Origin of the sequence: Lysobacter panacisoli (genome assembly GCF_009765165.1) — a bacterium.
In the GTDB taxonomy this organism is placed as follows: domain Bacteria; phylum Pseudomonadota; class Gammaproteobacteria; order Xanthomonadales; family Xanthomonadaceae; genus Lysobacter_J; species Lysobacter_J panacisoli.
Genome location: NZ_VLNU01000001.1, coordinates 2963680 through 2986159 on the forward strand (window position 1 = coordinate 2963680; position 22480 = coordinate 2986159).

The 22480-nt window shown below is 67.5% G+C and carries 19 protein-coding genes; 7 read left to right on the forward strand and 12 right to left on the reverse strand.

The window, feature by feature from the left end; genetic code table 11:
• Window positions 1-94 precede the first annotated feature (94 nt).
• From FOF45_RS13850 to FOF45_RS13860, 3 genes are all read left to right on the forward strand, one after another.
• Complete coding sequence (locus FOF45_RS13850; RefSeq protein ID WP_158985829.1) at window positions 95-835, forward strand: phosphatase PAP2 family protein; 741 nt, start codon at window positions 95-97, stop codon at window positions 833-835.
• On the forward strand, window positions 832-2523 hold the full coding sequence (locus FOF45_RS13855; RefSeq protein WP_158985831.1) for a phosphoethanolamine transferase: 1692 nt from the start codon (window positions 832-834) through the stop codon (window positions 2521-2523). The genes FOF45_RS13850 and FOF45_RS13855 overlap by 4 nt, the downstream gene beginning before the upstream one ends.
• 161 nt (window positions 2524-2684) lie before the next feature.
• Complete coding sequence (locus tag FOF45_RS13860; protein WP_158985833.1) at window positions 2685-4184, forward strand: ComEA family DNA-binding protein; 1500 nt, start codon at window positions 2685-2687, stop codon at window positions 4182-4184.
• On the opposite strand, the gene dinB is transcribed toward FOF45_RS13860, so the two are convergent.
• Entirely contained in the window at window positions 4181-5296 is a 1116-nt protein-coding gene (dinB, locus tag FOF45_RS13865; protein WP_267902655.1) for a DNA polymerase IV, read from the reverse strand. The genes FOF45_RS13860 and dinB overlap by 4 nt on opposite strands.
• Before the next feature lie 171 nt (window positions 5297-5467).
• Here dinB and FOF45_RS13870 point away from each other — a divergent pair, with 171 nt between their 5' ends.
• From FOF45_RS13870 to FOF45_RS13885, 4 genes are all read left to right on the forward strand, one after another.
• Window positions 5468-8164, forward strand: coding sequence for a bifunctional acetate--CoA ligase family protein/GNAT family N-acetyltransferase (locus FOF45_RS13870; RefSeq protein ID WP_158985835.1), 2697 nt, complete (start codon window positions 5468-5470; stop codon window positions 8162-8164).
• A gap of 99 nt (window positions 8165-8263) precedes the next feature.
• On the forward strand, window positions 8264-8437 hold the full coding sequence (locus FOF45_RS13875; RefSeq protein WP_158985837.1) for a DUF1328 family protein: 174 nt from the start codon (window positions 8264-8266) through the stop codon (window positions 8435-8437).
• 530 nt (window positions 8438-8967) lie between these two features.
• The gene (locus FOF45_RS13880) at window positions 8968-9738 is read left to right on the forward strand and encodes a TerC family protein (protein ID WP_158985839.1); all 771 of its coding nucleotides are present in this window, start codon (window positions 8968-8970) and stop codon (window positions 9736-9738) included.
• 187 nt (window positions 9739-9925) lie between these two features.
• A complete protein-coding gene (locus FOF45_RS13885; RefSeq protein ID WP_158985841.1) occupies window positions 9926-10234 on the forward strand; it encodes a hypothetical protein in 309 nt (102 codons plus the stop codon).
• A gap of 21 nt (window positions 10235-10255) precedes the next feature.
• Here the strand turns inward: FOF45_RS13885 and FOF45_RS13890 are convergent, their stop codons facing one another.
• The 11 genes from FOF45_RS13890 to FOF45_RS13940 form a co-directional block, all read right to left on the reverse strand.
• Window positions 10256-11149: a hypothetical protein gene (locus tag FOF45_RS13890; protein ID WP_158985843.1), complete on the reverse strand. Its 894-nt coding sequence runs from the start codon at window positions 11147-11149 to the stop codon at window positions 10256-10258.
• Between the two features lie 49 nt (window positions 11150-11198).
• The gene (locus FOF45_RS13895) at window positions 11199-11855 is read right to left on the reverse strand and encodes a glutathione S-transferase family protein (RefSeq protein WP_158985845.1); all 657 of its coding nucleotides are present in this window, start codon (window positions 11853-11855) and stop codon (window positions 11199-11201) included.
• A gap of 163 nt (window positions 11856-12018) precedes the next feature.
• On the reverse strand, window positions 12019-13071 hold the full coding sequence (locus tag FOF45_RS13900) for a polysaccharide biosynthesis/export family protein (RefSeq protein WP_233264146.1): 1053 nt from the start codon (window positions 13069-13071) through the stop codon (window positions 12019-12021).
• A gap of 290 nt (window positions 13072-13361) precedes the next feature.
• Complete coding sequence (locus FOF45_RS13905; RefSeq protein WP_158985847.1) at window positions 13362-14126, reverse strand: YdcF family protein; 765 nt, start codon at window positions 14124-14126, stop codon at window positions 13362-13364.
• A gap of 15 nt (window positions 14127-14141) precedes the next feature.
• Window positions 14142-15203, reverse strand: a complete 1062-nt coding sequence (locus FOF45_RS13910) for an EpsG family protein (protein WP_158985849.1) — start codon at window positions 15201-15203, stop codon at window positions 14142-14144.
• Window positions 15200-16072, reverse strand: coding sequence for a glycosyltransferase family 2 protein (locus tag FOF45_RS13915; protein ID WP_233264147.1), 873 nt, complete (start codon window positions 16070-16072; stop codon window positions 15200-15202). Before FOF45_RS13915 ends, FOF45_RS13910 begins: the two co-directional genes overlap by 4 nt.
• Window positions 16033-17202: a polysaccharide pyruvyl transferase family protein gene (locus FOF45_RS13920; protein WP_158985853.1), complete on the reverse strand. Its 1170-nt coding sequence runs from the start codon at window positions 17200-17202 to the stop codon at window positions 16033-16035. The genes FOF45_RS13915 and FOF45_RS13920 overlap by 40 nt, the downstream gene beginning before the upstream one ends.
• Complete coding sequence (locus tag FOF45_RS13925) at window positions 17199-18518, reverse strand: lipopolysaccharide biosynthesis protein (RefSeq protein ID WP_158985855.1); 1320 nt, start codon at window positions 18516-18518, stop codon at window positions 17199-17201. The genes FOF45_RS13920 and FOF45_RS13925 overlap by 4 nt, the downstream gene beginning before the upstream one ends.
• Window positions 18503-19678, reverse strand: a complete 1176-nt coding sequence (locus tag FOF45_RS13930) for a glycosyltransferase family 4 protein (RefSeq protein WP_158985857.1) — start codon at window positions 19676-19678, stop codon at window positions 18503-18505. Before FOF45_RS13930 ends, FOF45_RS13925 begins: the two co-directional genes overlap by 16 nt.
• Window positions 19679-19985: 307 nt before the next feature.
• Window positions 19986-21191 (reverse strand): right-handed parallel beta-helix repeat-containing protein, encoded by a 1206-nt coding sequence (locus FOF45_RS13935; protein ID WP_158985859.1) that lies wholly within the window; start codon window positions 21189-21191, stop codon window positions 19986-19988.
• Between the two features lie 234 nt (window positions 21192-21425).
• Complete coding sequence (locus FOF45_RS13940; RefSeq protein ID WP_158985861.1) at window positions 21426-22469, reverse strand: right-handed parallel beta-helix repeat-containing protein; 1044 nt, start codon at window positions 22467-22469, stop codon at window positions 21426-21428.
• Window positions 22470-22480 lie beyond the last annotated feature (11 nt).

Consider the following 22480-nt stretch of genomic DNA (forward strand, 5'->3'; position numbering starts at 1 on the left):
GTCCCGACTCCTGTGCTGTCCGATGATCCGTCCACCCTCGATGATGCGCCGCGTACGCAGCGATTCCGCCCGGCCGATACCGGATGCGACGACCGTGCCGTTCGTCGTCCGCCACGACGCGCGCTTCTTCCTCTTGCACGCCTGGCTGCCGTTGGCGGTGTTCGTCGCGCTGGTGGTGGTCACGATGGGCATGGGGGGCGACACCTGGCTGGCCGACCGGCTCTATGCGTGGGAAGGCCATCGGTGGCAGTTGCGCGATGCCTTCCTGACGGACGCGCTGATACACGGGATCGGTCGCGATCTGAGCGCACTGGCATGGGTAGGCGTGCTGATTGCATGGCTGGTGGCGCGTTCTCGCGAACGCTGGGCGCGATGGGCCAAGCCGCTCGCCTACCTGTGGATCGCCACGGGCGTGGCCGCGGTGTCGGTCGCATGGCTCAAGTCGTGGTCGAACATGGACTGCCCGTGGGATCTGGTGCGTTACGGCGGCCAGCGTCCGTACGTTGGGCTGTTCGACCTGCGCCCGCTGCACCTGTCGCGCGGCGCGTGCTTTCCGGCAGGACACGCCAGTGGCGGTTACGCGTGGCTGTCGTTGTACTTCTTTCTGTGGACCGTGAGACCCCGCTGGCGCTGGCTCGGCCTCGCACTGGGCATTGCGGTCGGTCTGGTGTTCGGCATCGGCCAGCAGTTGCGCGGTGCGCATTTCCTCTCGCACGACGTGTGGACACTGGCGATCTGCTGGACAGCCGTGCTGTCGTTGCATCTGGCCTTCTGGCATCGGTCGGACGACGCGCCGCGCGCGCTCGTTTCGCATTCGTTCGTGGCGGTCCGATGAGCTCCGTCGTCCGCTATCGCACGCGCGTCGACGCTGCCGGCGAGCTGGTCAGGCGCCTTCAGCCGTTCCTCGCGCGGCGTCCCGAAATCACGGTCGAACGGCTTGCGATAATCGCCAGCGGATTCTTCACCGTGTTCTGCAATGTCGCCTTCTTCCGTGCGGTGGCGGCGACCGGCACGCTGTCGGGATGGAGCGGCGCGATGACCGGCGTCGCGCTGGCGGTGATGATCGCCGCGCTCAACGTGGTGCTGCTGTGCCTGCTGCTCAACCGCTGGAGCGCGAAGCCCGTGTTGACGGTGCTGTTGCTGGTGACCGCCGTCGCGACGCACTTCATGGGTCAGTACACGGTCTATCTCGACCCCGACATGCTGCGCAACATCCTGCACACCGACGGCAAGGAGTCTGGCGAGCTGATCTCGTTCGGCGTGTTGCCGCCTCTGCTGTGGCTGGGCGTGGTGCCATCGCTGATGGTGTGGCGCGTGAAGTTGCGCGCCCGCCCGCCGATGCGCGCAGTCGCGGTGCGTATCGCGTGGGTCGCCGTCGCTTCGGTGGTCGCTGTCGGCGCGGCGTTGTCGTCGTTCCAGAACATCTCCGCGCTCATGCGCAACCATCACGAGGTGCGACACCTCATCACGCCGGGCAACTACCTCGTGTCGCTGGGGCGTGTCGTGCTCGACGACCAGGCCGACCGTAACCGCCCGCGCATGCCTGTCGGCACGAATGCGCATGTGGTCGGACGCGCGCCGGGCACGAAGCCGCGCCTGCTCGTGCTGGTGGTCGGCGAGACCGTTCGCGCGCAGAACTGGGGACTCAACGGTTACGCGCGCCAGACGACGCCCCAGCTGCACGACATCGATCCGGTCAACTTCCCGCACGTCACGTCGTGCGGTTCCGCGACCGAAGTGTCGGTGCCGTGCATGTTCTCGCCGTACGGTCGCGCGCACTACGACGAGGAGCGCATCAAGCATTCCGAATCGCTGCTGCACGTGCTCGAACACGCCGGCATACGCACGCTCTGGCGCGACAACCAGACCGGCTGCAAGGGCGTGTGCGAAGGGCTCGCCTACCAGTCCTTCGAGCATGCGCAGGATCCGCAGAGCTGCGACGCCGAAGGCTGCCTGGACGAAGTGATGCTGGACGGACTGGCGGAGGAGGTCGCGCAGCGTCCCGGCGACATGGTCGTTGTGCTGCACCAGCTCGGCAATCACGGTCCGAGCTATTACAAGCGCTATCCCGCACGGTTGCGCCGTTTCGTGCCCGCGTGCGGGACGGCGGAGCTCGGTCGATGCAGTCGCGAGGAGATCGTCAACGCCTACGACAACGCGGTGATGTACACGGACGAGTTCCTCGCGCGCACGATCCGCTCGCTCGCCGCGCGCACCGATCGCGACACTGCACTGATCTATGTGTCCGACCACGGCGAATCGCTCGGCGAGAACGGCCTGTACCTGCATGGTGTCCCGTACGCGATCGCACCGGACACGCAGACGCGCGTGCCGATGGTGATGTGGCTGTCCTCCGGTTTCGCCGCCGATCGCGGCGTCGACCTTGACTGCATGAAGCGCGAGAGCAGTGCGCCGGCCAGCCACGACAACCTGTTCCACTCGGTGCTCGGGCTGATGCAGGTCAGCACGCCGGAGTACGACCCCACGCTGGATCTGTTCGGCCGCTGCGTCCCGCACGCCTGACACGCGGCTGCCTGTCGTCGCAGCGGACTGCGTTTTTCGCACAGGAAGGCGACTGCAACAGGATCGCCGCCCGGGCAAGTGTCGCCAGTGGGCGGCCGCCTGGCAGGCGCGAATCCCGCACGCAGGCGCGATCCTGCGGGGATGGCGAGGAGGTCGGTGCGATGAGTAAGACGGCAGGGTGGGTCGTGGGGCTGGCGATCGCGCTGGCCACGTCCGCGACGCAGGCAGCTGAACTGGGCGTGCTCGCGCCCGTGATGGCCGAGGGGCAGCCGCAGGTGCAGGCCGATCCCAAGGGCAAGCCGGCGCCGGTGGTGACGCGCGTGCGCTCGGGCGAACTGTTCGATCTGGTCCAGCGCGAAGCGCGGGAAGGTTTCCTCGCCACCGTGCTGGCACTGGATGAGAGCGCGCAGCGAATCGCGGGCGCGAAGACGCTCGTGCCGACCTGGCTCTACCTTTCGGCCGAAGACGGCGGTTTCGCCCGGCGCGGCTTCTGGCTCGAAGAGGACGGCAAGCGTCGCTACGTCGATGAGCTGTTCGTCGATCTGGTCGTCGATGCGGACATCGTGGCCGACGGCGGCTTCGAGGAAATCTTCACCCACGAGATGGGTCACGTGTTCCTGCGTCGCCTGTTCCCGGGATTGCCGTACGGCTATTCGCGCACACCGCATAGCAGCATGAGCGTGACCGATTATCCGACCGCTTTCGACGAAGGTTTCGCCACGCATTTCCAGAGCGTGGTGCGCCGCCATTCGCGCAACGAGCGCCTGCGCGCGCAGACGGAAGGGCTGGAGGACAAGCCGTTCCTGCCGTACTGGCTGAGCAATCTCGACCGCAGCGGTCGCATCGACGGCGTGCGTCGAAACCGCTTCGTGCAGGCGCAACTGGTGCCGCCGGGCAACGCCGGTGAAGCGCTGGCGCGTGCGAACGAGAGCACCGCCTTCGATACCGCGCGGCTGAAGAACGGCCAACAGATGCTGTCGTCGGAGGGTGTCATCGCGACGCTGTTCTATCGCTGGCTCGCACCCGGCGCGGGTGATCGCGATGCTGTGGTCGCCCGCTACGCGCCGCTGTTCCGCACGCTGGCGCGATCGGCGACGTGGAAGATCGAGCCGGATACACCGGTGTTCCTCGAAGTGGTCGAGCGCTACTGCGCGGACGTGCCGGACGACTGCGCCCGCGTGCGCGGCATCGTGCTCGATACCACCTACGGCGCGACCGCCGATCCCGCGCTGGCACGCGCGAGCGAAGCGATGGCCGAGCGCGGCCGCATCGGCGACATGGCCGGTTATGTCGAACGGCTCAAGCCGGCGCGCGCGCAGATGGCGCAGTTGCACAAGGACGTGGCGGCGTCGCCGTCGAAGCTGCGCGCGGCGCTCGGTCCCGACCTGTGGCTGATGGGGCGCAGCGCGACGAAGCTGCCCGGCATGCCATCGGACGAAGTGCCGGTGAACCTCAACACCGCGCAGGCCGAGGCCCTGCGCGCGTTGCCGGATCTCGACGATGCGGCCATCGCACGCGCACTGGAAAGTCGCCGCAGCGACGGTGCATTCCGCGACCTTGCCGACTTCGTCGCACGCAGCGGGCTGGATGCGCGCAAGGCCGACGCGTTGCAGCAGGCGCAGCGTGCGATGCAGGCGGCCGGCCTCTACGACCGCCGTTAGGGCTCGTCGCCGATGCTGGCGGATGCGGCGAACAGATCGCGCTGCGCAATCGCCTCATGGCGCTCGCCGAAACCCGACAGGCCGACGCCGACCAGCCGGTAGCGCGTGTCGTCCGGCAGCGGCACGCGCGCGCGCAGCTCGCAGGCGATCTCGGCCAGCTGCGCCAGCGAGGTCGGACGCTCCACCGGTGTGAGGCTGCGGGTAAGGATGCGGAAGTCGGCGGTCTTGAGCTTGAGGACGACCGTGCGCGCGACGCGTTCGGGATCGCGTTCGAGTTCGCGCCCGTAGCCTTCCCAGGTCTTCTCCGCGAGCCGGCGGATGTGCGACTCCAGTTCGCCCAGCGGCAGGTCGCGTTCGAACGTGTCCTCGGACGAGATCTGCAGGGTGGGGCGGTAGGGTTCGACCGGATTCTCGTCGATGCCCAGCGACAGCTCGTACAGGCGCCGGCCCCAGCGACCGAAGCGCAGCTCCAGTTCCGCCTCGCCGAGCGTGCGCAGGTCCGCGACGGTGGCGATGTTCAATTCCTCCAGGCGCTTTTCCATGACCTTGCCCACGCCCGGCAGACGACCGACCGGCAACGGCGCGAGGAAGGCTTCGATCTGATGGGGGCGGATCACGAACAGCCCGTCGGGTTTGCGCCAGTCCGAGGCGATCTTGGCGAGGAACTTGTTGGGCGCCACGCCGGCCGACGCGGTGAGCTGCGTCTCTTCGCGGATCGCCTCGCGGATCGACTGCGCCGTCGCGGTCGCGGTGGGCAGCCCGGTCCGGGTCCGGGTGACGTCGAGGTAGGCCTCGTCCAGCGACAGCGGTTCGATCAGGTCGGTATGGCGTTCGAAGATCTCGCGCACCTGGCGCGAGACTGCCTTGTAACGAACGAAGTCGGGCGGCACGAACACCGCCTGCGGGCACAGGCGTTCGGCCCGGATCGCCGGCATCGCCGAGCGCACGCCGAAGCGCCGTGCTTCGTAGCTGGCCGCACACACCACCGAGCGCGCACCACGCCAGGCCACGACCACCGGCCGGCCACGCAGGCTCGGGTCGTCGCGCTGTTCGACCGACGCGTAGAAGGCGTCCATGTCGACGTGAAGGATCTTGCGGCTGGTGGAGGTCACGCGAGCGACGGTCACACCGGTACCGGGCGGCGTGTTAGTGAAAATACTAACGCCGTGCGCGGACGGCGTCGATTGGTTCGCGCCGGTCGTCCGGGAGGCCGGTTCGCCTCTTCGATCTTGAGATCGCTCAAGATGCGTCGACACGGATCGGCGCAGGATGATCGCGAGTCCATGAGTACCTATTCCCTGCAATCGCTGTTCGCTCCGGCCTCCGTCGCCGTGGTCGGCGGGAGCCCGCGCCAGCGTTCGATCGGCCGCGCCGTGGTGCACAACCTGCTGGCCGGCGGATTCGCGGGGCGCATCGGCGTGGTGAACGGGCGTCATCGCGAGATCGAAGGCATCGCCACGGTCGCTCGCCTGCAGGATCTCGACTTCACCCCGGAACTGGTGGTGATCGCCACGCCCGCGGCGATGGTGCCCAAGCACGCGCGCGCCGCGGCGGAAAAGGGCGCTTCGGCCGTGGTGGTGACCACGACCGGCCTCGGCCAGGGCGAGGGCTCGTTGGCGGAGGAGTTGCAGGCGATGGCGCGCGCGCATTCGCTGCGCGTGGTCGGACCGAGCAGCCTCGGCGTCATCGCACCGCATTCGCGGCTCAACGCCAGCTTCGCCGCGCACGGCCCGCAGCCGGGCGACATCGCGCTGATCTCGCAATCGGCCGCGATCGCCGCCGCGCTGGCCGAATGGGGCGCGATCCGTTCGATCGGTTTCTCCGCCGTCGCCGCGCTCGGCGATGCGATCGACGTGGATTTCGCCGACCTGCTCGACTACTTCGCGCGCGACCGCCACACCCGCGCGATCCTGCTGTACGTCGAATCGATACGCGACGCCCGCAAGTTCCTCTCGGCTGCGCGCGCGGCGGCGCGATTGAAGCCGGTGGTGGTGGTGAAGTCCGGCCGTCACCAGGCGCGTGCCACGGCCCCGGCGACCCACGCGGCCGCGCTGGCGACGCCGGACGCGGTGTATTCCGCCGCGTTCCATCGCGCCGGCATGCTGCGCGTGCGCGCGCTCGACGAACTCTTCGCGGCGGCCGAAACCCTGGGCCGCACCGACACCTTCCCCGGGCCGCGACTGGCGATCTTCGCCAACGGCCGCGGCACCGGGCAGCTCGCCGCCGACCGCCTGCTCGACATGGGCGGCACGCTGGCGACGTTGTCGGACGCGACGCGCGAGGCGATGGCCGAGATCGCTTCGGCCGCGTGGCCCGGCACGAACCCGATCGACTTCTACGGCGATTCCGACCACGCCTCGTACGCTGCCGCATTCCGCGCGCTGATGTCCGATCCGGGCAACGACGCGATCCTCGTGCTCAACGTGCCCACCGCACTGATTGACGCCGAGAGCCGCGCGCGCGCCCTTGCCGAAACGCGCAGTGCGCTGCCACGCGAGATCGCCCGCAAGCCGGTGTTCGCGGTCTGGCTGGGAGCGGACGAAGACGCCATCGCGCACCTCAATGCCGCGCGCATTCCCAGCTACGCCAGCGAGGCCGAGGCGGTGCGCGGCTTCATGTACCTCGTGCGCCACCGCGAAGCCAAGCTGACGTTGATGGAAACCCCGCCGAGCCTGCCCGACGACCTCGTCGTGGACATGGCGACGGCGCGAACGATCGTCGACACCGCCATTGCCGCGGGACGCCGTTGGCTCGATCCGGTCGAGGCGTCGCGCGTGCTCGGCGCGTACGGGATCCCGATCACGCCGGTCGCGCTGGCGCGCGACGCCGACGAAGCCGCGCGCGTGGCAGAGCCGATGCTCGCCGACGGCGCGGCGGTCGCGGTGAAGATCCTTTCGCCCGACATCGACCACAAGTCGGACGTCGACGGCGTGCGCTTGAATCTGTTCAGCGCGCAGGCGGTGCGCGAGGCCGCCGAGGGCGTCCTGCAGCGTGCACGCGCGGCGCGACCGGACGCGCACATCGAGGGCGTCACGATCCACCCGATGGTCGTGCGGCCCAAGGCGCGCGAACTCATCGCCGGCGTGGTCGACGATGAGACGTTCGGTCCGGTCATCGTGTTCGGACGTGGCGGTACGGCGGTGGAGGTGATCGACGACAAGGTGCTGGCGCTGCCGCCGCTGGACCTGCGTCTGGCGCACGAAATGATCGCGCGCACCCGCGTGTCGCGCGTACTCAAGGGCTACCGAGACGTGCCCGCCGCCGACGAGCGCGCGGTCGCGCTGGTGCTGGTCAAGCTCGCCCAGCTGGTGGCGGACGTGCCCGGCATCCGCGAGATCGACATCAACCCGCTGCTCGCCGACCGCGACGGGCTGGTCGCGGTGGACGCACGCATCGGGGTGTCGGCCTCGCGTGCGCTGCACAAGGGTCCGGGTCACCCGCGCTTCGCGATCCTGCCGTACCCGAAGGAGTGGGAACGCACGATCACGCTGTCCGACGGCGCGCAGGCGTTCGTGCGCCCGGTGCGGCCGGAGGACGAGGAGATGTTCCGCGTGTTCTTCGGCCGCGTGTCGGACGAGGACCTGCGCATGCGCTTCTTCCAGACCGTGCGCAATTTCACCCACGAGTTCATCGCCCAGCTCACCCAGCTCGATTACGCGCGATCGATCGCGCTGGTGGCGGTCGATCCCGACAGCGGCGAGATGCTCGGCGCGGTGCGCATCCACGCCGACGCCAATTACGATCACGGCGAGTACGGCATCCTGGTGCGTTCGGACCTGAAGGGCCACGGGCTGGGCTGGCAGCTGATGCAGATCATGATCGAGTACGCGCGCTGGCTCGGCCTGCGCGTGGTGCAGGGCGAGGTGTTGCAGGAAAACCGGACCATGATCGAGATGTGCCGGCGCCTGGGGTTCTCCGTCGTCACCAACCCCGACGACCCCAGCCTCGTGGACGTGACCCTGCCGATCGTGCGCGGCTGACCGGCGCGTCGCGACGATGAACGGCGCGCGCGGTCGCTCACGCCCGGCCGACGTCGCGCTGGCTAGCGTGGAACCTCCCGATTCGACGGAGTCGACGCCATGTTCAAGTGGGCCATCATCTTCGCGGTCATCGGCCTGATCGCCGGTGCGCTGGGTTTCACCGGCGCCGCCGGCGCGGCGATGGGCGTGGCCAAGTTGTTGTTCTGGGTGGGTTTGGTGATCGCGATCGTTCTGCTGATCCTCGGCCTGACGGTCGCGCGCAAAGTGACATGACGCATCGTCATGAGTGCATGACGCAAATGCGCGGCGAATCCGCGCCGCTGCAATGCAGGTTTCGCCGCGCCTTAACCTTGCTGCGGCGATGCTGATCACCCGAAGGCCCAGGTATCCCCCGATGAGCTCCCGGAAGCCCGCCCCCGTGAAGGCTTCACGCCCGCGTGTTCCCCGCGTGCCGGCTCGGCCGCCGCGCCGGGACGACCCGCCGCCGCGGCTCACCCGGGCGGATCGGGCCGAACAACAACTGCGCCTGCGGCGACTCAGCGCGGGGTATGCCTGAAGCGCCATTCACGCGGGTCGCGCGCTCACGGCGGCGACCGTCGCGAAGGGCGTGCTAGGATCGCGGTTCGAAGGGGAGTAGCTCCAACGTGCTGTCGCCGTCACTACGAGGGTTTTTCCTCCGGTGCAGCAGCGGGCCGACCGGCCTGTGAGCAAGACCTTCGCCGTTCCACGGCGAAGGTGCGTCCCGAGATTCCCAGGGTGCGTTTCGTGCGTGGGCCTGCAATTCCACGACACGACGACACCCGATGGAAATCCTACTCAATCCCGAAATCTGGATCGCACTTGCCACGTTGACGGCGCTCGAGCTCGTGCTCGGCATCGACAACATCATTTTCATCTCCATCCTCGCCGGTAAGCTGCCGTACGAGCAGCGCAACAAGGCGCGCCGCCTGGGCATCACGCTCGCCGCGGTGACCCGCCTGGGCCTGTTGCTCACCATCGCCTGGATCATCGGACTGACCGCGCCGCTGTTCTCCGTGATGGGCCATGAGTTCTCGTGGCGCGACCTGATCCTGATCGGCGGCGGCCTGTTCCTGATCGCCAAGGCCACCCATGAGATCCACCAGAAGCTCGAGGGCGCCAGCGAATCGGTGAGCGCCGGCTCGGTCGCGACCGCCACCTTCGGCAGCGTGATCGCTCAGATCATGGTGCTGGACATCGTGTTCTCGCTCGACTCGATCATCACCGCGGTCGGCATGGTCGACCAGCGCTGGGTGATGGTCACCGCGATCCTGATCTCCATCGTCTTCATGCTGATGTTCGCGCGTCCCATCGGCGATTTCGTCGAGCGCCACCCGACGGTGAAGGTGCTCGCGCTGAGCTTCCTGATCATGATCGGCCTGGTGCTGATCGCCGACGGTTTCGGCCAGCACATCAACAAGGGCTACGTGTACACGGCGATGGCCTTCTCGGTGTTCGTGGAGATGGTCAACCTGTGGATCCGCAAGCGCGAGCAGCGCAAGGTCCAGCCGGTCAAGCTGCACGAGCGCTACACGGAAAGCGGCACTACCGAGTGACCCCGCGGGCCGGCGCGCGAAGGCGCGTGCCGGCCCTGTTCCCGCGACCGGAGGGGCGATCCGACGGACGGTCGTGATTCCGGTCGCAGTTGCCGCCTCCCGGGGCTTGATCGCGGCGCGCGCACTCCCTGTAATGACCGCGCCCGTGGCGAATCAGCCGCGCGGTCCATCCTGGGGAGGAAGGGACATGATCCGAGCCGCAACCGCGCTCGCCCTGCTGGCGAGCGGGTTCGCCTTTGCGGGCGAGTTGAGCCACAAGTCCAGTTACAGCGCGCAGTCGCTCAAGGAGCGCGGCATCGTCTCCGTGCAGGCGCTGGTCGGCGAGTACGCGTCGAGCAATCGCCTCACCCTCGATCCGCACAAGCCCACCGTGTTCCTCATCGACGGCAAGTACCAGATGCTGTCGGCCGAAGAGCGCGACAGTGCGCTGGTCGCGGCGGGTTCGGTCGAAGTGATGAGCGATGGCGAGGCCGTCGTGGTCGACGTGCGCAACTGAGCAGGCGCTGCGCGCCCGGGCTCAGTAGAACGCGACGCCCGGGCGCAGCAGCAGCTGGAATACCAGCAGCAGCGCGATCGCCGCCAGCAGCGGCAGCACCAGCGATTCGATCCACGAACCCGACGGCCGCGCATCGCGCACGTACCACGCGCCGGCGACCATCCACGCCGCGCCGATGAAGCCGACGACCACCGGCAGGAACACCACTTCCAGCGCTTCGCGCGGCACCCGGAACGGGATCACCAGCGCGGTGCCGATCAACACCGGCAGCATCACGGCCTGCACGACGAAGCGCGTGCGCGCTGCGGCGGTGGCGATGTCGTCCGCGCTCGTGGCCAGTTCCAATACCGGCCGCAACAACGCTAGCGCGACCAGCGGCATCGAGACGAGACAGAGCAGGGCGACGAAGTGCTTGGCGGCGACGGACAGGTGCAGGTAGTCCATCGCCATGCCGACGTCGCTGCCAGCGCTGACCGCGCCTATCACGCCCTGCGGCAGCGCCATCAGCAATCCGCAGTAACCCATCCACAACAGGAACAGACGCACCTGCATCGAGCGCAGGTTCGCGCGGCGCAGCAGTGCCAGGCATAACAGTCCGGCGAGGATCGTCGCGAGCGCGCCGGTGCCCTGGAACAGGCTGGCCAGCGCGTGCTGTCCTTCCCAGCGATGGTTGTTGTGGAACAGCGTCGGCCGCAGGCCCGGCGTGAGCGCCTTCGGTAGGACCAGGAACAGCTCCTGGACGAAGAAGATGAGGTTGAACGCCAGCGTGTAGAGCAGCGCGGACACCGCTACCAGCGTCCAGTTCCAGGGGCGTCGCGCGACAGGTGCTTCGTCGCGCGCTCTGCGCCATCCCGCCACGCCGAACAGCAGCGGTCCGAGGATCAACACCAGCACGAGGGCGACGAGGAGCAGCATGGGCGACCTGTACGGAAGCGAGGCCGCCATCATGCCTCCTGCGCGCGCGTCAGTCGCGGTCCGGTGCGCCCAGCGGAAAGAACGAGCGGTACGGACGCGCCTCGTCGACCGCACGCGCGAACGCCGGGCGCGCCAGCAGGCGCTGCCGGTACGCGAGCACGCGCGGGAACGCGTCGCCGATGCGATGCGTCCAGTCCGCGTAGAACAGGAACGGGCCGGCGCCGCAGTCTGCGAGGCTGAAGTCCGCGCCGGCCGCCCATCCGCGGCCTTCGAGCCGCTTCTCCAGCCACGCGTACGCCTTTTCCAGCTGCGCGCGTGCTTCGGCGACACCGTAGGGATCGCGGTCCGCTTCGGCGCGGATCGCATCGAACACGATCTTCTGCTGCGGCGTCGACACGTAGTTGTCGAAGAAGCGGTCCATCATCCGCACTTCCAGTGCCTCGTGCGGATCCTGCGGAACCAGCGTCACCGGGCCGGGATGGTAAAGCTGCAGGTATTCGATGATGCAGCTGGCTTCCAGCACGACGCGCCCGTCTTCGACCAGCACCGGGAAACGCTGGATCGGCCACATCGCGGCGAGTTCGCGCCAGGCCTCGCACTGTGGCGAATCGAGCAGGCGCATCCGGAACGGCGTGCCGTTCTCGTACAGCGCGGTCAGCACCTTCTGGCAATACGACGAGAAGGGATGTGCGTACAGCTCCAGCATGGCGTTCTCTCCGGGCAAGGCGGGTTGCCTGTCTCTCCACCGACGAACCGGTGTCGGCGAAATCGACAAACGCCAGCATGCCGCGATGCGGTGGAGAAATGGAGAGATGCGAAAGCCGGCGGTCGCGCGACCGCCGGCTTGCTGTGCGCCGGGCCCCTTGGCGTCAGCGCGTGATGTCGTACTGCGCGGAGGCCGCGTTGGTCAGGATCGCCGACAGCGGCAGCAGCTGCGACAGGAAGCGGTTCCAGCGCGTCACGCCAGCCGGGCCGACCCACACCACGTCTCCGGGCTTCAGCCGGAAGCGGTCGCCCAGCGCGAACGCGGCCGGCGATTTGGCGTTGAGCTGGTAGACCGTCGCCGGGGTCTGCTCCAACTCCTCGATGCCGCGGATCACGTAAACCGCTTCGCCCTTCGAGGTCACCGGGTTGAGGCCGCCACTGCGGCCCAGCGCCTGGGTGAGGGTCATGTCGGTGGTCTTGAAAGTGAGCGCCTGCGGACGCACGACCTCGCCGATAACGTAGACCTCCTTGCGATCGTTGAACGGCAGGAACAACCGGTCGCCTGGCTTCAGATACAGGTCCTGCGCGATCCGGCCGTCACGATTGAGTGCGTCGAGATCGAGCGGATAGTTGCGTCCGTCGCGCGTCAGCACGAAGCCGGCGAGATCGGCCTGCTCCACGTCGATGCGCGCACGACCGATGGCCTGCGACAGAGTCAGCGGAACCGTGGTCAATTCCTGTGGCGTCGTGTCCTCGAACGCGCCCTGCAGCGCCACGCGACTGCCGAAGCCGACCACGTTGACATCGAGCTGCGGGTTCTGGATGTACTTGGCGAGGCGACTCGTGAGCGTACTGCGCAGGTCTTCGATGGACATGCCACTGACGTTCATCTTGCCGGCGAACGGGAAGTAGAACGTGCCGTCCGGCTGCACGAGTCGGCCGTTGGTGACGGCCTGCTGCTGGTTGCCTGCCGGCGTGGTGAGTTCGGGATGATCCCAGACCGTGACGATCAGCGTGTCGCCGGGCTGGATCCGGTAGGCCTCGCCCGTGTAGCCACTGAGTTCGGTCGGGATCGTCGCGACTCTCGCCGGCGCCGCGACCACCTCGGGCGTGATGGTCACCATCCTCACATCGTTGCCGACGGCCTGCGAGTCCTGCACGTCGCTGCGCGACATCTGCTGGCCGGGTACGCAGGCCGAGAGCGCGAGTACCGACATGGCGACCGAACAGGAAAGAAGGAATGTCTTCAATGCGTGGCCCTCGAGTTCATGGCACGGCATCGCCCGATGCCATCGTCACGCGTCCCTGTTCGACGTGCCGGATTGATCGTCCGCTGCATCGATCGTCGTGATCGAGCGTCGTGCATGTCCTGCGTAGTCCATCGCGCATCGCATGTCGCATCGAAAGCGTATAGCGCGCATGGCGGATATCGCGTGACGAAATGGGCCCGTGGTCCGGAAACATTCAGTATCGCGACGAACACATTGCTGAAGATGCATGCGATCGTTCAGTTCTGTAGACGTGCCATCACGATCGCACCGAATTCCTTGATCGCACGACCACTACGCCATAGCGCGCTGCGCGAAGGGATCCAGCGTTGTGTCCAGCGATCGCGTCGCGCGCGTTCCGGAACAGGGACCGGGATCACATCGACGTTCTCATTGCTGAACTGCAGTACGGCGCGCGGCATGTGCAGCGACGACGTGACGAGCAGCACGCGATGGAATCCGTGTTCGTCCGCGAGCGCGGCGGTGTAGCGGGCGTTGTCGCGCGTGTTGCGGCTCTGGTCTTCCAGAAGCAACGCGGATTCCGGAACGCCGAGGCGGCCGATCGCGTGCGCCATCCGGCGTGCCTCGCTTGCGTCGCGCTCACCGCCGTTATCGCCGCCGCCAGAGAGGATCACCACCGGAGCGCGACCTGCGAGCCATGCGCGCGCACCCGCAGCGAGGCGGCTGCTTTCCAGGTCGTCTGCGCTGACGTTGGGGCGGTTGATCCACCGATAGCTGCTGCCGCCGCCGAGCACCACAATCGCATCGGCCTGCGGAAGTTCGCGTTCTTCGACCACGCGATAGCGCTGCTCCAGTCTCCCGCGCACCCAGTCGGACGCGACCGGTATCGACAGCAAGCCGGACCACGCCATCGCCAGCACCGCAACCACCATCCCGGTCCTGTGCTGGCGCAGCAGCAAGAGCGCCGTCGCCGCGAACAGCAGCAACAGGGTCAGGGCAGGCGGATACGTCAGGACGACGGCGAACTTCTGCAACGACTGCATGCGCGGGACGCTTCCTCAGATCACGATTTCGTGGTTGACGTAGTAATAGAACAGCGCGCACGACGCCAGAAGGCCGAACCTGAGCAGCAGCGGGTGTCGCACGATCGGGATACGGCTGTGGAAGATCATGGCCGCGAGGATGAGCGACACCGACAGCCATGCCGGCAGTAGGTAGCGGTTGGAGAAGAAGCCCCAGCCGATCCCGAAGAACGGCAGCATCATCGCCAGGTACACCGCGGTGCTGTCCTTGATCTTCTGCCTGACGTCGGCGCGCACCAGCGGCGCAAGCGCATGCGGGAGCATGTACCAGAAGATCGAGAACACCGCGAAGTCCACGCGAACGCCGGAGCGCGAGAAGGAATTGGCGGTGTAGCTCATCACCACTTCGTAGAGCGTGGGCAGGAGCGCGCGCACCAGCATCATCGAAACGCCGCTGACGTACATCGCGAACGCGACCAGGGCGATCACCCGTTGCATCCGCGTGCCGAACAGCAGCACGGGAGCGAACACGAGATAGAGCAGCGAGGACAGGTGCAGGCTGCTGGCAAGTGCGCCGTACAGAAGGAAGCGTCCCCACTGCCTGCGCTGGAACGAGAGCAGCGACGTGAACACCAGCAGCGCGGCGAGGCCCTGGCGCACGGCATTGATCGAGGCGTTGACGAACATAGGCGACACGAACAGCAGCATCACTGCCACGCCGAGGAACGTCAGGTAGCCACGTGTGTCGCCGAGGTAGTCGAAGTAGCGCCGGGTCGACACGACGATCGTGCCTAGCAACAGCAGGAACAGCGCCGTCTGGTAGCCGGTGACGCCGACGCCGAGTTTCCACAGGGCGTAGGTGAGGTAGACGAAGCCGGGCTCAAGGCGTGTTTCGACGCCTTGCTCATTCAGCCCTTCGAAGAAGCCCGCATAGGTGTTGGTATCGGTGCCGATGTCCAGCGGACGCGTGCCCACCAGCCAGCAGGCGAACACCGCCACCGCGAGCAGTAGCATGACGCTCAGTACACCGGCAGCCGGCGCATCGATCGCGCGTCGCGGATGCAGGGCGTAGGGCGGGATCTGCGGATGCGTGCTCATGAGGCGATACCTCCCGCCTGTGCGCGACGCAGCGCCAGCAGCAGGCGTTGTCGCGACTTTCGCAGCATGCCGACGCTGCGCGCGAACAGGTGCTCGGGCAGCGTCACCAGTCCCTGGCGCAGCAGTTCACGCCGAACCTCGCGACCCGCCCGATGCATGGCCTTGAGATCCTCGCTCAGGCCGCCGGCACCGTAGTTCGGCTTGTGCCAGTACGCCAGCACCTGGTCGAGCTTGGCGCAGCGGAAGCCCGAGAACGCGATCTGGCCCCACAGCAGGAAGTCCTCGACACGCCGGTACTTCTCATCGAATCGGAACGGAAGGTCGCGACGCAGCACGACCGACGCGGTAGGGAAGGGGTTGTTGAGCAGCAGGCGCCGGCGCGGCACGATCCGTGTCCGCGCCTCGCGCGGGGCATCCGGCAATCGCGAATCGCGCTCGCGCACCCGCATCGGATGGGCGATCAGCGCGATCGTCGGATCCGTCTGCAGCGCACGCGTCTGCAGTTCCAGTTTGGTCTCCGCCCAGGTGTCGTCGGAGTCGAGGAATGCAACGTAGTCCTCCGAAGCGCGTTGCCAGCCGGTATTGCGTGCGAGCGACGGACCGCCGTTCTCGGTCAGCGAGATCACTTCGATCCATCCGGCGGGATATTCGCTCGCGATCGCGTGCAGCACTTCCGTCGTGCCGTCGCCGCTGGCGTCGTCCACCAGCAGCACCTGCCGTGGCGGCAGCGTCTGCGAGGCGATGGACGCCACGGCTTCGCCGATCGTCGCCCCGCACCGGTAGCAGGGCACCACCACGGAGATCGGAGCGGTGAAGTTTCGCGACGGCATCAGGCGGCCTGCGTCGTGCGTGCGGGTGAGGTCGACCATGGTGCGCATTGGAATATGTCCTGCGCCTCCTGTGCGTAAACGTCGGGTGAAACCGCGGGTCGCGTGGCGCCGTCGTTCAGTAATGCATCCAGCGCATGCAGGAACGAAGACTCGTCGATGTCGGGACGATCGAAGCGCAGCGTGTGCGGCAGCCCGATGTCGTCGGCGAAGTCGCGGCACTTTGGGTGGTAATCGACGATTCCGAACGGCACGCCGCACAGATAGGCGACGATGGCACCATGCAGTCGCGCGCTGATGAACGCATCGCACTCACGGATCGCCTGCACGATCATCAGCGGATCGCCCCCGGCGTACTCGCGAATCCGTACCGGAACGCCGCGCGAACGCAGGCGCTCGCACAGCTCGCGCGACAGGGCAGCGTCGCCGTGGCGAGGGTGGCCGTTGAGACTGAACACCTCCACCTGCAGCGGTGTGCGCGCCGACATGCGCGACAACGCGGAGATCGCCGCGTCGTGCCACTGTGCCGGTGATGGCGAGGGGTGGTCGTCGCGTACGGTGTAGCTGCAGGGAGCGAGACCAATGCACGGCACGCTGCGGTCGCTGCCGGTGGAAGGAATCCATCCCGGGTCCGCGCTCACCAGCGGCAGCAGGCCGGCGAGATCGCGGCCCGCATGGGTGATGTGCTCCACGCCCATGCGTCGCGCCAGTTCGAAGGAGCGCCGGTCGCGCACGGAGAGGTAGGTGAAGTGGCGGACGAAGTTCGCGGCGGTCTCTTCGCCGGCCGCATCCGCGAACGGGCCGATGGAAACGCCGACCGCCGCCAGCTGGAGCTTGCCGCTGCGTTGCGCCGACAGCATCATCGGTTGCCGGAACGACTCGCGCGCGTTGATCACCGAACCGCCGCCCATCACCAGCACGTCGGCTCCACGCAGCCCGCGCGCGAAGCCGAACAGCCGCGCGGCCTTGCCGACGGCGCCGCTCGCACCGTAGAACGTGCGCGGAAGCGGCCACGTCGAATCCGCACCGGCACCGGCGAGCGGCGGCCCGATGACGCACGGATCGGCGTTCCAGTAGCGGCGCGCGGCGGCCGAGCACAGCACGCCGAACAGGTCGTCACCGAAGTTGCACATGCCGTAGTAGCCGGTAAAGGCGGCACGCAATGCATTCATCCGGCAGTCTCCTCGCGATCGACGATACGACGCACGCCCCACCACATCGACAGCAGCAGCATGGCTTCGGCGATGACCGTCGCCCATGCGGCGCCGATGCCGCCGAAGCGCGGGATCGCGAGCCAGTTCAACACCACGGCGACGAGCGTGGCGACCAGCATCGCGACGACGCGATAGCGCATGTGGTTCTCCGTGAGCAACGCCGATCCGACGGCGGTGGACAGGAAGCGGATCGGTACGCACAGGCTGAGGATGCCGAGCAGTATCGCGACGTCAGCGTAGGCCTGGCCGAACGCCAGCGGCACCAGCCACGGCGACACCAGCGCCAGCACGAGCCCCACGCCGAGGCCGGCCGCGAGCATCGCCAGGTTGCCGACGCGATATACGCGACGGAAACGCACGCGATCATGCACCGCCCAGCGATGCAGGCGCGACAGCAGGAACTTCTGGTACACGGTCGCCGGGAACAGGTACAGCGCGGTCATCACCGCCAGCGCGACACCGTAGTGACCGGCCTGCTCGTTGCTGTGCAGGTACTTCAGCAGCACCGTGCTGACCTGGAAGAACACCGGGTACAGCACAGCCGCGACGCCATAAGCCCAGGCCTGCGACCACAGCTGCATCGCACCGGGAGTGTCAGCCGGAAGCCCATCGGAACCCATATCGGGACGTGGTCCGTGGCCGCGCAGCTCCATCCGTCCGTGCTGCATCGCCGACAGTTGCGGCAAGGCGAGCGCGGCGATGAGCAGCGCGACCAGTCCATAGCCGAGCGCCGCCGCCTGCGCGTTGGCGAGCGGCCACGCCAACAGTGTCGCGGCGACTGCGAGACGTCCGGCCGGCATCAGCAGCTGCCATCCGGCGAGTGCGCGGTGCCGCTCCTCCAGGCGCAGCTTGGTGCCGACGATGTCGATCGCGAATACGCCGCCGATCACGGGCGTCAGCAGCAACAGCGTCGTGCGCGTCGGTCCATCGACCGCCGTGCCGTAGAGTGCCCACGCGATCACTGCGCCGATCGCGAGCGCGCCGGTGATCGCCGAGAAGCGCAACGCGGGCCGCAGCCAACGGTCTGCCTGCCAGCCTTCGTGGCCATACGCCTTGAGCCGGAACTGCGACAGACCGAACCCGGCCAGTGGCGCGATCACGCTGACCGTCGCCAGCGACGACGCGAACAGGCCGTACTCCGTCGGTCCGAGTCGTCGCGCCAACAACAACTGCGCGAGGAACACCATGCCCGCGCCCGCGAGCGTGGCCAGCCAGAGCAGGCTGATCGCCACGGCCGCCGGTCGCCATGCCTTCACGTTCATTCGCGTGCGCATTCAAGTATCGCGTCGCGCACGCCGAGCGGCTGCGCGAGTAGCTCTTCGTAGACCTCCAGCGTCCTGCCGATCACGAGGCGTTCGTCGAAATGCCGGACGGCGCGTTCCCGCGCCTTCGCGCCCAGTCGCCGCACGAGGCCGCGGTCGTCGTCGAGCTGCATGAGCAGCGCCGCCAGCGACGGCGCGTCGCGTGGCGGAACCTGCAGGCCATCGACGCCATGCGCGGTGACGACCTCGCGGCAGCCGGGGAGGTCGGTGGTGACGATGCACAGGCCGCTCGCCGCGCCTTCGATCAGACAGCGCGGCACGCCTTCGCGGTAGTAGCTCGGCAGCGCCATCACGTCCACCGTGCGCAGCAGCGACGGCATGTCGTCGACGTGGCCGAGCCACTCCACCAGTCCCTCGCGGTGCCACTGTTCGGCATCCTCGCGCGCGTACGAACTGGGATTGCCCGGATCGGGCGTGCCAGCGAGGAGGAACTCGACCTTCCGTCCACGCGCCTGCAACATGCGCGCGGCTTCGACGTACTCGCCGATGCCTTTCTCGCGCAGCAGGCGTGCCGCGAGCAGCACACGCAAGGGACGCTGTGCTTCGACGTCATCGCACGGCTGGAACCGTTCGGTGTCGACGCCGGAGCTGCGGATCACGCGGATGCGATCGGGTGCGACGAGGCGCGAATCCGTGAGCGCGGCCGCATCGTCCGGGTTCTGCAGGATCACGCGCGAATGGCCGGCGCCAAGCGTGCCGCGCATCAGCAGGCTGACGACGGGACGCAGGATGCGTGCCTTCATGCCATTGCTGGCGTACACGTAGCCCATGCCCGCGACGGCGTTGACCACCGCCGGAACGCGCGCGAAGCGGGCGGCAAGCGCGCCGTATACCGCGCATTTCACCGTGAAGTTGTGGATCAGGTCGGGCGCTTCGCGACGCAGAAGCGCGGTGAGATGGCGGATCGTGCCGGCCTCGCGCAGTGGATTGAGGCTGGCGCGGTCGAGCGGCAGCGTGATCCAGCGGATGCCGTGCTGGGCGAAGCGCTCACCGAACTCGCCTTCGGGCGAGATCATCAATACCTCGATCCCATGCGCCTGAAGGTGCTTCGCCGTGGAAAGACGGAAGTTGTAGAGGTACCAGTCGGTGTTCGCGAAAAAGGCAATGCGCATCGGCGTGGCTTGCCGCGCGTCGCGTGATGAAGCGGGCGATGCGAGCGGCGTTTCGTCCGGATCGGGAGGTCGTCCGGATCATAGCCAGTGCGTTCGCACGGCCTCTCCACGTTCTGCTCATCTTTCCATCGGCACGTGAACGAGCGCGCGTCGAGCGGTTTCGATCGACACACTTGCACGCTGCGTCACGGATTCATCCACGCGCATACACGCCGAATCGACATAGCACAACGCAAGCACGAAAACGGCCGGGCATGTGCCCGGCCGTTCCGTTCGCCTGCGACACGTGCCCGCGAGGGCGCGTCCGTTATTTCGCGTACTGGTTGCTGGTGACGCGGATGTCGGTGCTGTCCGCCGTCTTCTGGATGTGCGCGCCGTTGCCGTTGTTGCCACCGACCAGGCCGGTCATCGTGACCAGAGGATTCTGCGCCGTGTTCACGCCATGCATGCGCGTGTGGTTGTTGCGGAACACGTTGCCGCTGGCCTGGTAGGACTTGGTCGCCGCGCTGAACATCACGCCGTAGAGGTAGTTGTGCTGGAAGCGGTTCTGCGCGATGTAGCCACCGGTCGGGGTCACCGTCAGGATGCCGTAGCCACCGTTGTATTCGATGGTGCAGCCCTTGACCGTCACGCCCTTGACGCGCTTGTAGGCAAGGATGCCGTTGCCCTTGTTGTTGCGGATCAGGCAGTTCTCGATGTGGACCGTTTCCGTCGTGCGCGAATCGCCCGAGTCGGGTTCGATGTCGATGCCGCACTGCGGGGCGATGCCGTTGGTGTCGCTGAACTCGCTGTCGTAGACCTTCACGTTGGTCGCGCAGCCGATGGTCAGGCCCTGGCGACGGTTGTTGGTCGAGACGATGTTGGTGATGATCACGTCGTTGCACGGGATCGTCGGCGCGCCAGTCACCATCGCGCCGCCGATCGACAGACCGTCCCCCCAGCAGTTGGACAGGTGGATGTCACGCACCGTCACGCGCGAGGAGCCGCGGATCATGATGCCGTGGCCCCATTCGCCGGTCGTGCCCAGGTGGGTGTCGCGATCGCCGATGATCTGGCCGCCGGAAATCTCCACGTCGCTGACCTTGTAGACCATCAGCACGTAGGCGCGTTCGGCGTTGTTGCGCTTGGCGCGCAGGCGCGCGCCCGAGGCGAGCTGCAAGTGCATCTTGCTGCGCAGGCGCACGTTCACGGTCGGGTCGAGGACGTAGTCGCCGGCCGGAACGGTGACGGTGCCGCCGGACGAGGGCAGGGCGTCGATCGCCGCCTGGAAGGCGGCTGTGTCGTCATTGCTGCCATTTCCGAGCGCGCCGTAGCTGCGAACGCTCACGCTGGCCGTGCCCCGTGCGCGTGCTGCGGGCGTGTAGGTCGAGGCGGTCGTCGCGCCGGTGGCGGCGAAGACCTTGCCGATGCCGGCGAAACCCAGCACGGGCGGAATGGATAGAAGCAGCGACTTGCGGATGAATTCGCGACGTTCAGGGGCGGTCGCAGACGCCGTTGCGCGGGTGTCGTTCACTATCGGTACCGGTGTGTTGGTGCCTTCGCCAACACATGCGGCGAAGACCGGGAGGCGATCGTTCAGATCATCACGCCACGATCATGTTCGTGACTTGCCGTGCACCTTATCGGAACGAAGATGAATTTCATCCCGCAATCCGCATATCTGTGGACGCGTCCGAAGAATGCGCGACGGCTTGTTCAGCCTGCCGCGCATTCAAGTTCATGAAGCGGGGTCGGACGCTGCGCTGCGTCAGTCGAAGTAGCGATTGCTCTTGTCGACGCGGATCGACACTGTCGATTCGCCGATGGAGACGTGGCGCTTGCCCTTGCGCGTGGCGCCGTCCGGCGTGCGACCGCGTGGACCGTTGTCGTTGAACTCGTTCCTGGCGATGGTCAGCCCGCGCGTTCCCGGACGCACGCCGACACCGCCGAGTCCGTTCAGGCGGATGCGGTTGCCCTCGATCACGCAATCGCTGGCGCCAAGGGTGAGGATGCCGTGGCCGCGGTTGGATTCGATGGTGCAGTCGCGGACCACCGCATTGGACACGCGCTTGTAGAGCTGGATTCCCGCGCCGCGATTCCCGTGCACGGTGCAGCGCTCGATCCGAACGTCGTCGGCGATGTCGCCCGCATCGGGCTCGATGTCGATGCCGCAGCCGGGCAGGGTGCCGCCGGTGTCGGCGAAAGTGGAGTCGAACACCCGCACGCGCCGCGAGCGGCCGATGGTCAGGCCCTGGCGACGGTTGCCCACGCATTGCACGCGTTCGATCACGACATCGCGACTGGGTGCGATGGCGCCACCGGAGTCGTTCGCGCCGCCGATGGAGATGCCGTCGCCCCAGCAGTGCGAGATGTGGATGTCGTGCACGCTCACGCCGGTGGAACCGCGGATCATGACGCCGTGGCCCCACTCTCCGGTCGTACCCTTGTGAGCGGCGCGTTCGCCGATGATGCGCCCGCCCGAGATCTCGACCTGTTCGACGCGATGCGCGTTGAGCACGTACGCACGCTCGGCCGCGTTCGGCTTGGCCAACAGTCGCGCGCCCGAAGCGAGCGCCAGGTGCATGCGGCTGCGCAGGCGCACGCCGACGACGGCGTCGATCAGGTAGTCGCCGGCCGGAACCTGCACCGTGCCGCCCGCATCGGGCAGCGCGTCGATGGCCTGCTGGAATGCGCGCGTGTCGTCAGTCTTGCCGTCACCGCGCGCGCCGTGTGCGCGCACTTCGATGGCCGTTCCGCCGCGCTGGCGCGCCTGTGCGAGCGCGAGCGACGGCCACGCCGCTGCGAGCAGCATCGCTGTCGCGA